This window comes from Adhaeribacter soli (assembly GCF_008727925.1).
Taxonomy (GTDB): domain Bacteria; phylum Bacteroidota; class Bacteroidia; order Cytophagales; family Hymenobacteraceae; genus Adhaeribacter_A; species Adhaeribacter_A soli.
The window spans coordinates 117,067-132,269 of sequence record NZ_VTWT01000001.1 but is presented as its reverse complement, the minus strand read 5'-3'; the positions used below and the strand labels follow the sequence as shown (position 1 = coordinate 132,269).

Sequence of the window (15,203 nt, the reverse complement as noted above, 5' to 3'; positions counted from 1 at the left end):
GCATTTATACTTTAAGGCATATTAACTCTCTTTCCATTTCAAACAATTCAAATTTATTATTTCAAACTGCCTCCTTAATTTCCGGAGTTACACGATGTTCCTTAATTTTGAAGGTGTACCTGCAACGTCCTTTGTAAAAGATAACTACCAAAATTTCTGTAAATGAATATGGAACCTAAAATCGAAAACCGGCCCGAACAGCCTTATCTGGCTATCCGCACAAAGGTGCAAATGGCTGAGATTCCCACTAAACTGCCCCCGCTGATCCCGGAAATTTATGAATGGCTGGAAACTCATAAAATTCAGCCTGCCGGCCCTGTTTTCTTTAATTACCTGGATATGGATAACGGCATAATGACGGCAGAAGTCGGGGTACCGGTTGAGGTTTTGCATGCAGGCGATGCACGGGTTTCTGCCGGAACATTTCCCGCCGGCCGCTATGCCGTTTACACCCACATGGGCAATTACACGCAGATTCCGGAAGCTCACATGGCGCTGGGAACCTGGGCCCGGCAAAACAATATACAACTACTGAATCCATGCATCGAATTTTACCCTACCGATCCAGCCATAAAGCCTGATCCTGCCCATTGGCAAACCGATATTGTCCGTAGGCTTCCAGCCGAAAAAAACTAAAACCCGCTGGATCTTGCAGAAAATTCAGGCGGTGGTGTAAAATGTAGGCTGGCTACTTTTTGTGCTAAAATGGCAGCGTTTCCGGAATAAAAACACCTTATTATTACTGATCTCTGAAGGCATTTCGCTTCAGATTAAAGGCAGAATTGTATCTTCTTACATGTTGCATCAGTGCCCGTAATGATCATTTCAGAAACCATTTTGCGGCGTTTTCGGAGATATTTGCCGGTATTTCGTGCATGCCTTTAAATTCGTGATAGTCTACTTTCAGGCCTTTATCTTCCAGTTGCGGTACAATTCGCCGGCCGCATGGGTCTATGGGCAAAACCGGATCGTCTATACCGTGCGAAATAAATACCGCGGGCTTTCCGTTCGTAGAAAGGGTGTAGGCAAAGCCGGGGGAAAAAGCAAGAATGTGGGTAAACAGATCGCCGTTGGTAAGGCCTAAGCTCAGGGCGTAGGAAGCGCCGTCGGAGAAACCGCCTACGGCAATATGGGCTGGATCTATGGTATATTGGAAAAATACCTGCTCAAGCGCCTGATCGATCGTCAGCACGTCCGGACCGAAGGCATGGCCGGCAATAATATCCCAGGTGTATTCCCGGGCTACCGGAGCAAGTAAAATAATGTTTCGAGAATCGGCATAGTTGCGGAGCAGCGACAAACCCTGTTCCGCCGGCGCACCCGAGCCGTGGAGCATTAGGGCCAGGGCGGCAGGATGGTTGGCATCATAAGTTTCCGGAATGTAGAGCAGCACTTTATTATCCGTCTGCAGTGTCAACTTTTGCAGCCCTTTTTTTACTTCCGTCGTTTCCGGCTTTTTTGCGGGTCTGGCCGTTAAACGACCGATCTTATAAACATTACTTTTTGCCTCCATTTGCCTACCCTTTCCGCTTAATTCTTCCCTCCGGTTCCGGAAGGATCCATAAGTTGTTTTACGGAAAATGGAATGAATTGGCGCGGTTTACAGATTTTCGAAGAATAGGCATGCCGGCAGTCGATCTGTGCCTGCTGCAAGTAACTAAAAACTTCAGAAAGTCTCCGGAGTGGCAATATAATAGTCAACAAGCCCGAAAAAGGCAGTGTATTTTTCGGGCGCAAGTGTTAAGCGTAAGCGTCACTTGGACCTAAGAACAAGGGGAAGTCTTCAGACTTCCGTGACCCCACCCAACCCTCCCCTGAATTAGGGGAGGGCTTTTTATGAAGATGGGATATTGATTTCAGTATAAGTTAGTCTGGAGACTGACTTTTGTCTTTCAAGCCTAAGTGACACTTAACACTTGCGCCAGCTAAAGCTGGAAAGAAATCTCCGTATTATCGAGGTTATTATATGTGCGATGCAGTTGAAACTATTGTTTAAAAACTGGTAAGACTACTGCATAAAATATTTCTGACCACCTAAAAGCAGCCGAAACTGTATCAGAATCAGCTAAAAAAGTAATCCCTACTGCACCAGTTGCTCAAAAAGACGGTCAAGCGTTACCTCGGCGTTGGTGCACAGGCCGGGGTGTACGGCAGAGGTTTGCACTACCGTGCTCCGGGCTGCTGTAAGCCACCGGAACCGGGAAGCAACCGGCAATTGTCCGATCGTTCCGCCTTCTTTGCGGCCGGCACAGATCCGTTCGAACGCCTGCAGCCGTTCCTGCAATTCCTGCACATCTACTTTTCCGGAAAAGGCGCATAAGCGGTTTTCGTTCAGCGTGTACCGGGTTTGTAAAAAGCCTTGTGCCGCACAGTACAGAATTACGCCCACATTCAGAAATTCTTCTCTTTCCACACAGGGCACCACCCGAATAACGGCGTACTCAAATAAGTGCTTCTCTTGCATCCTTCGCTCCTTTTACAAAAACTGCTGCATTCGCCAGCCGGGTATTTAAAAATTGTTCGTAAACCTTCCGGTTTTCTTCCGGTGTCTCAAATGGGAAATCGCCGGTAAGCCATGCGTCTGGAATTAAACTTACTATGGCGTGAATAACTTCCGGCGTTAAGATCTCCCGGAAAGCTGAATCTACAGCATCGAGTTCGGAAGCTTGGGGCAGCAGCACGTGGTCCCGTACCTGGATAAAGGGCCGTTTGGCCTGTTCTTCCCAGTTCTGCCAATTGTGGTGAAAATAAAACGCCGCCCCGTGGTCGATCAGCCATAATTCCTTGTGCCACATCAGCATGTTGGTATTGCGGGCGGTGCGGTCTACGTTCGTGATCAGGCAATCGAACCACACGAGCTGGGAAGCGAGCAAAGGCTCCACTTTCGTGATCAGGGCATCGAAGGTAATGGCCCCGGAAAGGTAATGCACGCCCAGGTTCAGGCCTTCGCTGGCCCGGAGCAGGTCCTGGATTTCCTCGTCGGGTTCGGCGCGGCCGAAGGCTTCATCGAGGCTGGCAAATACGATCTCCGGAATGTGGAAACCCAACAACCGGGCCAGTTCACCGGCAATCAGTTCGGCAATAAGCGCTTTCACGCCTTGCCCGGCACCGCGGAATTTGAGCACGTAGAAAAACTCATCGTCTGCTTCCACAATGGCCGGCAATGACCCGCCTTCCCGCAAGGGCGTAACGTACCGGATCACTTCCACGGACCTGATTTCGGGCGGGTTTACCTTCATGTTAACCGTTTAGAATTTTGCTGCTTTCTTCCCGGAACGTCCGGGTGAAAACCGGCAGGAAAGTTAGCCCATTTTTCTGAGAATTCGGCTTTGCAGCTATATTTCCGATTTGGAGCTTTTCACTTTCAGGGTGTATTATCCTGGCTAATGACCATACCCTTGAGCATACATCGGGTTGTAAACATGTTATTGGATAAATATCAGCAAGTGTAAACACTCCTCCTTGCTCAATGGGAGAATCCCCTATCAAGAAACGCCCCTACCCTGAAGGCAAATCCTATCCAATAACCAGAGCTAAATAGGATAAACACTAAAAAAATTTCATTGCCGTTCCGGTGTTTGGAACCGGAACGGTTTAGAGGCGTTCTAATTTCCGGCTTTAGCCAAATTTTTCCTGTTGATAAACCATCAAATGAAGTAAAGTTTAGGCTGAAGCCATTAAAAATATCGCTTCTTATCCGTCAGCTAAAGCAGACGGCAATGAATTTTTCTATCAGGAAATCCTATGGGATAGAATCAGACCATGAAGGAGAGAACTTATTAGTTACCATTCAGTATCCCCCTTCAGTTTTTATGTCATTCCTCCTACCATTCTTACCGTTTTCGGTAAGATCCTGAAAAACAAGCAATAGCACGCCTTTCATAATTAACCGGCAGTTTATCGCCTTAAAAATATACCATTTTTAATATTTTCCGTAAGAGGCTGAAAAAAGCGGAAAGCAATAAAGCAGCAGCCACCGGCATTTTTTCCGCTTCCTGCCGGTGAAACGAACACCTTATGAAGTTTATTTATACAATTTTCTTCTTTTTAGCAGCAGCTCAGTTACAAGCCCAGGTAATTACCGCCCCCGATTCCATCAAGCCCGGAAAAGGCAATCGCGAACAACAACTCGAACGCATTAAAGCCCGGAAAGAGAAATTATTTTCCGATTCCCTGGGCCCCGAACCGGCCAATGCGGTATTGCTCGACACCACCCGTTTCAATAAGTACGGCGACCTTCTTAACGATGACCCGGAGTACAACCCAAGGCAGCCCCTTTGGAAACCGGCCGCCCAGGTAATTGGCATAAATGCCCTGTTTATGGGCTATAACCGCTACATTGCCAAAGCCGATTACGGCTACGTAAGCTTCAGTTCCTGGAAACGCAATTTAAAGGAAGGCCCGGAATGGGACACCGATGAATTCGGGATCAATTTCATTGGTCACCCCTACCAGGGAACGCTGTATTTTAATGCCGCCCGGTCGCAAGGGTATAATTACTGGCAGAGCCTGCCGTTTGCAGTGGCCGGAAGCCTTACCTGGGAGTACTTCGGCGAAAACACCCTGCCCTCTTACAACGACATGATTTATACGCCTCTGAACGGCGTGGCCCTGGGGGAAATTCTCTACCGCCTTAGCTCCAACATCCTCGACGACCGCACGAGGGGCACGGAACGGACGATCCGGGAAATTGCCGCGGGTATCCTGAACCCGGTACGCGGCGTGAACCGGCTCCTGCAAGGCAAAACCCGCCAGGTAACCAACAAGGAAGTGTATGAAAAAGAACCGCTGAATATAACCGTATTTGCCGGCGTACACCGCCTGAACGACCTTCAGAACGATGTGTTCGGACCGGGAGGAAACAATGCCATGCTGAGCGCCCAGCTCGATTACGGCAACCCCTTCGAAACCCGTAAACGCAAACCCTTCGACCTTTTCCGGTTGCGGGCAGATTTCAGCATCGGTTCGGCAGATACCATTGGCGGGGCGATCAACAACATTACGGGATACGGCATTTTATTTGGCAAAAATTCCCAGGTTGGAAAAGTAAGTTTGCTTACCGGTATTTTCCAGTATTACGACTATTGGAATACCCGGAACTTTGTGCTGGGTTCGTTAAGCTACGGCGGGGGTATTTTCTCGAAAGTGCCTGTCAGCAAACAGATAAACCTGTACACCAACCTGCACCTGGGCGTGGTACCATTGGCCGGCAACAGCACCCGCTCCGCCCCCGATTCGCTAGGTTTCCGCGATTATGTGTTCACCAACGGCTTTCAGGGAAAACTGGAAACTACCTTAAGTTTGGGCAAATATGCCACGGCCGCTTTCGTGTATTACCATTACTGGCTCCATACCTTCGAAGGCCTGAAAGGCAGCAATTCCATTGGCATTTTAAGGCCGCGGGTAACGGTAAGGCTGTTCAAAAACCTGAGTTTGGGTTACGAACATTTCGGCTACGCCACCAAACGGAACCTGCGCGATTTTCCGGACCAGCGTTCTTCCATTACCGAACAGAAAATTTTCCTGCAGCTTTTCCTGGAAGACCCGCAACGCCGCGGCCGGTATAATTAAGGGAAGCGGGATTGTCTGAAAACGATTTTAAGAATTGAAAGGATGGACAGGATTTTCCGCTGAAAGTATTACTACGAATGCAGCCTGAAGCAAAGGCAGAAAATTTTTTATTTAAAAGCATTTTAAAAGGCAGCTGAAAGCGCAACACTGTTTTCAGCGCCTTCAACGGGCTTTCAAATGAAAAATCTTTTTTTGAACACCCTCGCCTTTTACCTGAATCCGGATAAATCTTTATAAAATTAAATCCTGTCTATCCTTTCAATTCTTAAAATCGTGTTCAGACAATTCTGCTTTATTCTTTCGGTTCATCCCGCAACAGGTAATCGGCGGTAGCTTTGTTTAAGGCCAGGGGAATGTTGTTGCTCACTGCCGTCCGGATAAGGGTTTGAATGTCGTGCTCGTGACTGTGGGGCGTGTGCGGATCCATGAAAAATATTACCCGGTGCACCTTGTCTTCCAGGATACGGGCAGCCAGTAGAATATCGCCGCCTTGCGGACCGTGGCCGAAAGGCTCCACCGGCAACTCCAGGATGTTGTTCAGCAATTCGGCGGTGCTGCCTGTTCCAATTAAATGAAACTGCTTCAGGCGTTTGAGGTTATCTTTGGCCCATTCCAGCAATTCGTTCTTTTTCTGATCGTGCGCTACCAAAGCCAATGTTTCCTTCGTGTTGGTTCCCATGGTTAAAAGGCGATTTTTGTAATGCTTTACTTCAGCTTAAATAATTCCGGCAAAATAAAACTGCCGGCAAAAGCTTGCTTACGGGCGCTAATGGTAGTAGTTCGTTTTCAGGTTTTTCATTTCAACCTGAATTAAAAACGGTACCATTTCGCCCTAAAAACAGAAACCCCTAACTTCGTACCGGAATTTAAAAGTACGGAAGCCCGGTAATCACAATAAAGGGCGTAGTTTGCAGCTGCTAAGAAATTAAACAGGATGAAATTAACAGGCGATATTAAACGGATCAAAAATAAACGGGACGACCGCAACCAGGATATTGAAATTGAGGTGGACAAGATCGAATACCTCACAAGTAAAAAAGACGGCCGCTATTTTCAGGCGTTCGATTTTGAAGAAACGCTGGAAACGCCGCTCGTAATTACCGGCGATTGCCTGGCACTGAAACCCGGAAAACCGGCCGAAGAAGACGAATACGAATTTAACGTGTACGACAAGGAAGGCGAGGAATACGTACTGAACCCGGATAAATTTCTTTCTTTGTCCATCGCTTACGATTTCGACGAAGACCTGACCATCCTCACTTCGGTTTATTATTCCGTTACCCTGCCGCCTAAAGATTTTGAGGAACTTAAAAAAGAAAAGGAAAAAGAAAGGTCGTTCAAAAACCGGAAATCCGGGAGAAAGTAATGATCCGATTGTATAGCCGGTAAACGTTCCTGAACTACCGGAAAATACAAGGCCCTGATAAAGTTTGCTGCTTTATCAGGGCCTTGTATTTCTATTTATATCTGGAATTAAGTAGCAAGACTAAAATAACCGAATAACATGCAAGATAACACCATCTTGTATATCACAGAATTAAAGACCATTACGCATTTTAAGTCCTGATACTAATATCCAGATACCAATGTCTTTACTTAGATCCAGCCTTTTCGCTCGCTGAAGTGGTTACAGCCGAAACTTGCGCCGGTTATCATTTCGAATTGCTTCGGCGTTGAATCGACTTTACTATCGTGCACCAGGGGCAGCACATATTCCGGATTCATGGCATGCTGGCCGGTTAATTCGTCGCAAACGCCAAACGCATTGCTCTGAACCGGCACCTTTGCCTGATCCTGATTCCAGTGATTACAGTGATTGCAAGTAGCTTCCATAACTGAATAATTTTTAAGTTCTACATCTGTTGAATAAGTTTATACTGCAACGGCCCGGAACCGGTTCTTGTAAATAGAAACATTTTCGGATTTAGCGCCAGAATACTTCCTGAATCTTGGATAAAGCTAAGTAAGCGAATTTTCCGGCCCCTAATTTTAGCCTTTGGACAGCGTCAGCTCGCCGTACCTGAACCTTGGTCTGAATCAGGACTCTTAGGATGAAAGGATGTAAACACGCTCGATTTTCTTCTGAATCCTGAATAATTTAATTCCAAAATAAAATCCTTTCTATCCTTTCAATCTTTGAAATCGTGTTTAGACAAAACAAGCATACTACCTTGTCTATAATCGCTTCCTTTGTAAGTCGTCCGGAAGAATGATTGCGCACCTTTCACTTATTTTATTTATATGTAAAATAACTAAAATCCAATTAATAAGTATATTTTGAAAACGAAAATCATCATATTCAAAACATACGTTAGTTATGGCATGCAAAAACAGGAAGACCCGAATTAAGAAGAAAGACGTTAAAAAGTACCGGGCCATTTTAACCCGGCTGCACCACACCATCGATAGCTTTAAAGATCAGGTTGCGGGCTTCGACAAGGTCCAAACCGCCATTGCTGCCATTAAATTCGATTTTAACCATCCTTCGCCTTACGTAAATCACATTTCCACGATCTGCAGCCTGCTGGCCGAACGCACCAAAGACTCTTTTATCCTGCAGCACATTCACCATAACCTGTGCCAGGACCTAGAACTTTTAAAAGAAGGCGGCCGCCTGAATGAGCATCTGAACTCGTATTTCGAGCATGCCGAATTGTTCAGGAAATCATGAAAACGGTACCTTCAGGTACAAAAAAACCGCGTAAATGTTAGCAGCCTTTAACGATTGAAAGCGAAAAGCTTTTTGCGGTAATCCATTTTCCCGCAAATCTGGTTTCGGATTAGTTGCGCGGCGATCATGCTGAAAGTGGTACCGTTTCCGCCGTGCCCCAGGGCAAAATAAACGTTCTTCATTCCCGGGAACTGGCCGATGTACGGCAAACCGTCTTTCGTTTCGCCGATAACCCCGAACCAGGAAAACTCCGGCTTTACCGGGATCCGGGGAAATAATTTCCGGCACTGACTTAAGATTGACTTCGCTTTTCTTGCTACCAGCGTATCTTTCATGCCTTTACTTTTCCGGAATTTCATATCCTCCCCGCCCATCATTAACCGGTTATCCTGAGCCACCCGGATGTAGAAATACGGCCGGCAGGTTTCCCAGATCAGGCATTGGTCTTTCCAGAGCAGGTCGGCCGGAACCGGTTGCGTAACCAGGGCGAACGTAGAATAAAGCGACATCACTTTTTTCGGCAAAAACATACCGGCTTCGTTGCCAGGCGCGCATACCACGTACCGGGCCTTAATCCGGAAACCTTCTTCCGTAACCAGCACTACTTTATTGGCAGAAACCTCCATGCTGGTTACCGCCGTGCGGGTATAAACCGTCAGGTTCTGCCGGATCACGTGGTGCAGGATCAGCCCCACGGCGGCGCGGTAGGTATCCATCTGGGCGGCATGCCCGTGGTGCAGGGCGGCCCGTCGCTGCAGACCGTATTCCGATTCAAGTTTCCTGCCATCCAGGTAACTTACCGGGAAACCGTGTTTTGTCCGGAGTTTGTATTCGGCATCAATTTCCTTTAACCCTTTTTTATCGCTGGCCAGGTATAAGCTCGATTTTGACTCCACGCCCGGATTAATGGCAGCCTGCTGAAAGGCCCTTTTCAGATCGTAGAGCGCCTGCAGGCTGGCATCGTACACCCCCACAGCAAAGGCTTCGTTGTATTGTTGCGATAACTGCAGCATGGTTGGGTCTATTTCGTAACTCATTTGTCCGGTACTGGCCCAGGTGGTGCCGCTGGTAAGCATACGTTTGTCGAGGATGGTGCATTTGAAACCGGCTGAACAAAGCTCATGGGCCGCCAGGGCCCCCGAAATTCCCGAACCAATAATTACGACTTCTTCCTGCTCTAAATTCCGGGTGAGTTTTGGAAAATCCGCTAATATTCCATTTTTAACCAACCAAAACGGGAAGCCTGGTTTAATATCCATCCTATTCCTGTTTTATTGCACATTCCTCCTGTTAAAATGAACGGCTTGCCTATTGGGGAGTTATTGGAAGTAAGTAAAAGACAGGAAAATCAGAGCCGGCAACGTTAAAGTAAAATCTACAAAGAAGTTGAAGTCCGGTTAAATATTCGTTCGATTCAGGATCTTAAGAGCTAATAATCCGTTGCTTTATTTGCTGAATTTCAACTTGTCCACGCCAGGCTTCGGGTCGGAAAAAAGCTTATCGCAAATATTCTTCCTGTATTCATTGCCGTCTGCTTTAGCTGACGGATAATAGGAATTTTCTTATAAGGCTTTAGCCACACTATTGCTTTGCAGGAAATGGTTAGGCTAAAACCTTAAATTTAACTTCCGAAAACCGTCAGCTAAAGCAGACGGCAAGGAATAGGGTCGTTCCGCTGCTGAAATCCCGGTATTATGTAACAATCTTACGGCTCATTACACTTTCCTTACCGCTCATGCATCAGACGCACCGATTTTACTTCTTTGGAAGTCTGCATCCTCACTACGTAAAGCCCGCTTGGTAAACTGGTTGCATCCGCCTCAAACGTATTCACTTTACCGGCCAGGGCTCTGCCTTGTTTTAGGGTAGAGATCCAGGTTCCTTTAAAATCGTAAAGCGCAACAGCATAGTCGTCATCTTCCGGCAGCATAAAACTGATGGTGGAATGGTTGAAGGATGGGTTCGGAAAAACCGTGAGGCTTGCATGTCCTGGACTGCCATTTAAAACCTGGTCCGAAGCCATAATGCTTACCGCATCGATGCCGTTGGAGGCCATCACCACGGTTCGCTCTGCATAAGGCATTTTATAGCTGGAAGGATAATTATAGGTACCTGGTATAAGCGTAAGCTGAGGTCCGAAAGCAATGCCTGCCAGCGGAGTTTCCCGATAAAGAATGTCGCCCCCGTTTTCGGCGGAAGCGTACACGATCCGGAGTTTTCCCAACGTTTCGTTCAGCAGCACAATAGGCCGGGTTCCCGTGCGCGATACTTCGTACAGATTATCCCAAGATCCGGAAGGGCGACGGATCAGCAATGCCAGGCGAGGATAATTCGTTTTATCATAACTGGTTTTTACGGCACAATATAAGGTACCATCGCCGGCTGCTTTTATGTTGATATGATCGTCGGCCATGCCTCCCCCAACGTTGAGCGCCGATTGCGAGGCCGGCACTTCGTCAGCAGACCAGTTTTCGGGCGCATCGCTATCTTTATGGGTTTTAAAACCGAAACGCCGCGCATTCTGGTCCGACCACATTACCCCGATCTTTCCGGTTCCCGGAATGGCAATTACTGCCCCAATATCATCGTCGTTTACCTGGTCAGCAAGGGTTATGGGGGCGCTCCAGACGGCATAGGGCGGATCGCTCCACCGGACATTTATTTTACTTGTGCCATCCGAAGCCACCCACATCCTGCCTTTGCTGTCGATATCGATGGTTGCGGTTTCTACCCTGTCATCGAGCGTTACCGTTACCCGGGAAGTTCTTTGCGACCAGAGTTTATAGGTACCCGAGGCCGGCACGTACTCTACCGAAACCAGATGTGAGGAAACGCCTCTTTCCAGAAAAATATGGGTAACATTTCCAACGGGTTTGCAATCGGCGTGCCCATAGCTGTTCGGCGAAAGTTTCAAAACACTGGTCCAGGAAGTGCCGTTCAAACGCCATAAAAATGTACCGCTGCTGTTGGTCAGCACCGACCATTGCTTGCCGTCATAAGTCCAGCCTTTGGCTTGTGGCTTATCCCGGACATCGGTGGTAACTGGCACAGGGTTCAGCATCGTAACCGCATTGAACTGGGCGCTTGCCTGCAGAAAAAGCAACCCGAAACAAGCCAGTAAAACTGTAAACTTTTTCATGAAAAGCTATTTAAAAACGTGATAAAAATGGTAGTTGGAGAACTATAAAAACTGCTTTAAAGAAGGGTTTGCTCTTAAAAGTTCAGCGGCAAGCGTGCGTTTCTGTTGGCGGAATCTTGGAAGATTGAGTGCTATATGAAAGTTATAAGCGGCCTTTCACAACAAGGAATGTATTTTCCTTTCGGATGGTTTTATGCTGGCTAATGACTATCCCCTTGAGGGGATCATAGGGGTGTTTAAACGTTTTCTGAAAAGCATCAGCTGGTGTACCCGCCTTTTTGCAAACTAACTTAGGAGGAAAAAAAGCCTATCTGATAATTCCCCTCCTCGGAGCAGGACTGTTTCATTCTAGCGGATTCTCCTCGTTTGCTCTTTCGGATCTACCGATCCGGAAGCATCCTGTTGCGGGATTATTAACCCGCGTGGACCATTTTCAGGCCACAATACGGGGATCAGTAGATCCCCACCAGGAAGTTTTCGGATAAAAATATCCGAAAAAGCTGCTTTAGTTTAGAATGAATCAACCCTGCTCCAGTGAGGGGGATTGGTTACCTTGGGTTTTTACCTTACTAGGTTAGCCTCTGATGAAGCGGTTCACTAGCAGAAATAATCCACTGCAAAGGGGACAAAAACACAAATCATCAATTTTTACTTAGCTTTTTATTTCTTTCTTCAGAGCTTACTTCTGGTGCAACAATTTCAGCGATCTGGCTTCTTTGTTTGTTTGCAAGCGTACCAGGTACATGCCTCTTTTCATGCCGGAACCATCAATGGTAACTTTGCCTTTTTCTCCGGCCAGGTTGTTTCCTTGTTTCAGCACAGTGGTCTTTTTTCCCCGGTGGTCATAAAGCGAAACGCTGTATTGCCCCGCTTCCGGTAACTGGTAATTTATGGTGGCCAGGGAAGAAAATGGGTTCGGGTTAGCATCCAGTTCGAGCTTCAGGTTGGGCGTTACCGGCTTCTGGTCGGTTCCGGTTACGCCTACGGCCCAGGTGCTGGTAGAAGCAAGAATAACCGTGCTGGCGGTATAGGTTTGCTTGCAGCTGGTGGCAAAGTTATACGTGCCGTTTATAAGCGTAAACTGATTGCCGAATGCGATAGGTGAAATAGCCGATTCCCGGTAAAGAATATTCCCTCCGGTTTCGGATGCGGTATAGACTACTTTTATTTTATTCTGATCTTCGTTTAAAAGCACAATGGGCCGGGTACCGAGCTGCCGTTCTACTTCGTAGAGATTATCCCAGGCACCGGTCGGGCGACGGACGAGCAAAGCAATGCGCGGATAACTGGTATGATTATAACCGGTTTTCACGGCGCAATACAAGGTACCATCGGCAGCAGCTTTCATATTTATGTGGTCGTCGGCCATGCCAAAACCCACGTTAAGGGCCGATTGCGAAGCCGGCACTTCATCTGCCGACCAGGTTCCCGGAACCGCACCATCAGTATGGGTTTTAAACCCGAACCGTTTGGTACCCTGGTCCGACCACATTACCCCGATCTTTCCGGCCACAGGCAAAGCAATTACTGCGCAAATGTCGTCATCCATAACCGTAGCCAGATTTACAGGAGCACTCCAGGTAGTATAAGGCGCATCGCTCCAACGCACGTTTACGTTGGTAGTGCCATCCGAAGCCAGCCACATCCGGCCTTTGGTGTCGAGGTCGATGGTGGCGGTTTCTACCCCGGTATCGAGCGTAATATTGGCGGGCGCCGTTCTTTTGCTCCAGAGTTTATAAGTGAAGGAAACCGGTTCATATTCCACCGAAATGAGTTGCGAAGCCGCGCCCCGGTACAGCAGAATATGGTTAACGTTGCCGTTCATTTTGCAATCGGCGCGGCCATAAGTAAAGGCTGAAATTTTCAGCATGCTTTTCCAGGCGGCGCCGTCGAGCCGGTAAAGGAACGTACCGCTACCGGTAATCAGCACCGTCCAGAACCGGCCGTCGTGCATCCAAACCTTCGATTGCGGTTTGTCTTTGGTGTCGGAAGTAACGGCAACCGGGTCCAGAGGCGTTACCGTACTGAATTGCGCAAAAACCCGGAAAGCAAACAGCTCCAGGCAAACTAAAAGCAGGGCAATCTTTTTCATAAGATGAATTAATTTAAGTACAAAATGGTATCCGGTCCGGATAAAAAAGTGGCGGGAAGTGATAGATAAGTTACTCCTGAAAGTACCGGTCAGAAAAATAGTAGATGGGTAAGAAAACGGGTGAGATTATTTCTTCAAGGTAATTTAATGGATCAGATCTTCGGCCGGAAACTAAAAGTTCGGGCAGATGTTGGAGGCTTAAAAATGTCCTATTTTTGAAACGCATGGTGCCTGGAATTTGCACTATAACCCGGCCCCTTTCCGGAAGCCGGGTTAAATACTTCATGATTTCCGTTTTATTTTTCGTGCATTACCCGGAGCGTGGCAGCGTCATGAGCAGTCTGTAACCGGACCACGTACAGGCCTCTTGGCAAATCATGCGCGTCAACTTCTACTATTCCGGCTTCCCCGGCTTCTGCTGTACCATGCTTCAGGATCCGGCTCTGGTTTCCCTGCGCATCGTATAAAGCAATGGTGTATTCCCCGGTTTCCGGCATGGTAAATTTCAGGGTGGCATTGTCGAAGAACGGGTTCGGGAAAGCAGCCAGTTCCGGCTGCAAAACCGGGGCTACCATTTCAGGTTCCGGCGCTGCCAGCTGATCGGTTCCTAAAATGCTTACGGCTTTGGAATTACTGGAAGCGATAATAATGGTACTGCCCGCATAAGAATCTTTGCTGCTGGTTGCGTCATTATAGGTTCCTTTTATCAGGGTTCGGGATTTACCAAAATCAATGCTTGAGATCCTGGATTCCCGGTACAGAATGTCGCCGCCGTCCTCTACTTCGGTGTAAATAACCCGCATTTTATCGGCCGCTTCGTTCAGCACCAGAATAGCCCGCGTACCTTTTTCCGAAACTTCGTAAAGCTTGTCCCAGGAGCCGGTAGGCCGGCGCACCAGCAAACCCAGCCGCGGATAACCGGATTTATCGTAGCTGGTTTTCATGGCCACATACAAGGTACCGTTACTTCCTAACTTCAGGTTCATGTGGTCATCGGCAAACCCGTCGCCAACATTTTTAGCATATTTGGAGCCCGGTTTTTCGTCCGACGACCAGGAAGAAGGGCTGGCCCCATCGGTATGCATTTTAAAGCCGAAATCTTCCGTTTTCTGATTAGACCAAAACACCCCGATCTGCCCGGAATTAGGGAAAGCAATCACGGAAGAGATATCATCGTCGGTAATATTGTCTGCCAGTGTGATCGGAGAACTCCATTTTTCGTAAGGCGAATCGCTCCAGCGCACATTTATCTTGTTTTTGGAATCGGAAGCGAGCCACATTCTGCCGTTGGTATCGATATCGATGGTAGCGGTTTCCACGCCGGAATCGAGCGATACTTTGGACCGCGATTTTCGTTTGGACCAGGGCTTGTAGGTTTCATCCACGTTATCGTACTCAGCCGAATACAATTCCGAAGAACTTCCCTGGAATAGCAAAATGTGCACCACCTTTCCCACCACTTTGCAATCGGCGCGGCCTTTATCGGAGGTCAGTTTCAGCTTATTTTTCCAGCTTTTGCCGTCCAGCACCCAGATGTAGGTGCCATTGCTGTTCGATAAAACCGCCCAGAATTTCCCGTCGTGCTTCCAGACTTTCGATTGCGGTTTAGCAGCGGTATTTTCGTTTACGGAAAGGGAATTGAGGCTGGTAACGGAGCTGAACTGGGCCAGAGCCCGGAAAGAAAACAGCCCGAAACATACCAAAAGAATGGTAAAATTCTTCATAACGAT

13 protein-coding genes are annotated in these 15,203 nt (G+C 47.7%); 4 read left to right on the top strand and 9 right to left on the bottom strand.

All coding sequences use genetic code 11. The annotated features are described in order from the left end of the window. The first annotated feature begins 162 nt into the window (after positions 1 to 162). Complete coding sequence (locus tag F0P94_RS00500; RefSeq protein WP_150901745.1) at positions 163 to 636, top strand: GyrI-like domain-containing protein; 474 nt, start codon at positions 163 to 165, stop codon at positions 634 to 636. A gap of 184 nt (positions 637 to 820) precedes the next feature. On the opposite strand, the gene F0P94_RS00495 is transcribed toward F0P94_RS00500, so the two are convergent. The 3 genes from F0P94_RS00495 to F0P94_RS00485 form a co-directional block, all read right to left on the bottom strand. Beyond that, positions 821 to 1,513 carry an alpha/beta hydrolase gene (locus tag F0P94_RS00495; RefSeq protein WP_150901744.1) on the bottom strand — a complete coding sequence of 231 codons (693 nt, stop codon included), beginning with the start codon at positions 1,511 to 1,513 and terminating at the stop codon, positions 821 to 823. Between the two features lie 567 nt (positions 1,514 to 2,080). Further along, positions 2,081 to 2,464 (bottom strand): DUF3037 domain-containing protein, encoded by a 384-nt coding sequence (locus F0P94_RS00490; protein WP_150901743.1) that lies wholly within the window; start codon positions 2,462 to 2,464, stop codon positions 2,081 to 2,083. Further along, a complete protein-coding gene (locus tag F0P94_RS00485) occupies positions 2,442 to 3,239 on the bottom strand; it encodes a HipA family kinase (RefSeq protein WP_150901742.1) in 798 nt (265 codons plus the stop codon). Before F0P94_RS00485 ends, F0P94_RS00490 begins: the two co-directional genes overlap by 23 nt. Positions 3,240 to 4,017: 778 nt before the next feature. Between F0P94_RS00485 and F0P94_RS00480 the strand changes: the two genes are divergently transcribed. Then, positions 4,018 to 5,571: a DUF3943 domain-containing protein gene (locus F0P94_RS00480; RefSeq protein WP_150901741.1), complete on the top strand. Its 1,554-nt coding sequence runs from the start codon at positions 4,018 to 4,020 to the stop codon at positions 5,569 to 5,571. A 292-nt stretch (positions 5,572 to 5,863) separates the two neighbouring features. Here the strand turns inward: F0P94_RS00480 and F0P94_RS00475 are convergent, their stop codons facing one another. Beyond that, positions 5,864 to 6,250: a methylglyoxal synthase gene (locus tag F0P94_RS00475; RefSeq protein WP_150901740.1), complete on the bottom strand. Its 387-nt coding sequence runs from the start codon at positions 6,248 to 6,250 to the stop codon at positions 5,864 to 5,866. Between the two features lie 255 nt (positions 6,251 to 6,505). On the opposite strand from F0P94_RS00475, the gene F0P94_RS00470 reads away from it, so the two are divergent. Next, positions 6,506 to 6,937, top strand: a complete 432-nt coding sequence (locus F0P94_RS00470) for a hypothetical protein (RefSeq protein ID WP_150901739.1) — start codon at positions 6,506 to 6,508, stop codon at positions 6,935 to 6,937. 230 nt (positions 6,938 to 7,167) lie between these two features. On the opposite strand, the gene F0P94_RS00465 is transcribed toward F0P94_RS00470, so the two are convergent. Beyond that, positions 7,168 to 7,404, bottom strand: coding sequence for a hypothetical protein (locus tag F0P94_RS00465; RefSeq protein WP_150901738.1), 237 nt, complete (start codon positions 7,402 to 7,404; stop codon positions 7,168 to 7,170). 484 nt (positions 7,405 to 7,888) lie between these two features. Here F0P94_RS00465 and F0P94_RS00460 point away from each other — a divergent pair, with 484 nt between their 5' ends. Further along, complete coding sequence (locus tag F0P94_RS00460; RefSeq protein WP_150901737.1) at positions 7,889 to 8,242, top strand: hypothetical protein; 354 nt, start codon at positions 7,889 to 7,891, stop codon at positions 8,240 to 8,242. 47 nt (positions 8,243 to 8,289) lie between these two features. Here the strand turns inward: F0P94_RS00460 and F0P94_RS00455 are convergent, their stop codons facing one another. The 4 genes from F0P94_RS00455 to F0P94_RS00440 all read right to left on the bottom strand — a co-directional run bounded on the left by F0P94_RS00455 (position 8,290) and on the right by F0P94_RS00440 (position 15,197). After that, positions 8,290 to 9,501: an NAD(P)/FAD-dependent oxidoreductase gene (locus F0P94_RS00455; protein WP_150901736.1), complete on the bottom strand. Its 1,212-nt coding sequence runs from the start codon at positions 9,499 to 9,501 to the stop codon at positions 8,290 to 8,292. Between the two features lie 467 nt (positions 9,502 to 9,968). After that, a complete protein-coding gene (locus F0P94_RS00450) occupies positions 9,969 to 11,381 on the bottom strand; it encodes a T9SS type A sorting domain-containing protein (RefSeq protein ID WP_150901735.1) in 1,413 nt (470 codons plus the stop codon). A 679-nt stretch (positions 11,382 to 12,060) separates the two neighbouring features. Then, entirely contained in the window at positions 12,061 to 13,473 is a 1,413-nt protein-coding gene (locus F0P94_RS00445) for a T9SS type A sorting domain-containing protein (protein ID WP_150901734.1), read from the bottom strand. Between the two features lie 296 nt (positions 13,474 to 13,769). Further along, positions 13,770 to 15,197, bottom strand: a complete 1,428-nt coding sequence (locus tag F0P94_RS00440) for a T9SS type A sorting domain-containing protein (protein WP_150901733.1) — start codon at positions 15,195 to 15,197, stop codon at positions 13,770 to 13,772. Positions 15,198 to 15,203: the final 6 nt, after the last annotated feature.

Bases quoted from the DNA above. Each gene is read 5' to 3' on its own strand.
- F0P94_RS00440 (WP_150901733.1), bottom strand. From the start codon at position 15,197: ATGAAGAATTTTACCATTCTTTTGGTATGTTTCGGGCTGTTTTCTTTC.
- F0P94_RS00460 (WP_150901737.1), top strand. From the start codon at position 7,889: ATGGCATGCAAAAACAGGAAGACCCGAATTAAGAAGAAAGACGTTAAA.
- F0P94_RS00455 (WP_150901736.1), bottom strand. From the start codon at position 9,501: ATGGATATTAAACCAGGCTTCCCGTTTTGGTTGGTTAAAAATGGAATA.
- F0P94_RS00485 (WP_150901742.1), bottom strand. From the start codon at position 3,239: ATGAAGGTAAACCCGCCCGAAATCAGGTCCGTGGAAGTGATCCGGTAC.
- F0P94_RS00495 (WP_150901744.1), bottom strand. From the start codon at position 1,513: ATGGAGGCAAAAAGTAATGTTTATAAGATCGGTCGTTTAACGGCCAGA.
- F0P94_RS00480 (WP_150901741.1), top strand. From the start codon at position 4,018: ATGAAGTTTATTTATACAATTTTCTTCTTTTTAGCAGCAGCTCAGTTA.
- F0P94_RS00500 (WP_150901745.1), top strand. From the start codon at position 163: ATGAATATGGAACCTAAAATCGAAAACCGGCCCGAACAGCCTTATCTG.
- F0P94_RS00475 (WP_150901740.1), bottom strand. From the start codon at position 6,250: ATGGGAACCAACACGAAGGAAACATTGGCTTTGGTAGCGCACGATCAG.
- F0P94_RS00465 (WP_150901738.1), bottom strand. From the start codon at position 7,404: ATGGAAGCTACTTGCAATCACTGTAATCACTGGAATCAGGATCAGGCA.
- F0P94_RS00445 (WP_150901734.1), bottom strand. From the start codon at position 13,473: ATGAAAAAGATTGCCCTGCTTTTAGTTTGCCTGGAGCTGTTTGCTTTC.
- F0P94_RS00450 (WP_150901735.1), bottom strand. From the start codon at position 11,381: ATGAAAAAGTTTACAGTTTTACTGGCTTGTTTCGGGTTGCTTTTTCTG.
- F0P94_RS00490 (WP_150901743.1), bottom strand. From the start codon at position 2,464: ATGCAAGAGAAGCACTTATTTGAGTACGCCGTTATTCGGGTGGTGCCC.
- F0P94_RS00470 (WP_150901739.1), top strand. From the start codon at position 6,506: ATGAAATTAACAGGCGATATTAAACGGATCAAAAATAAACGGGACGAC.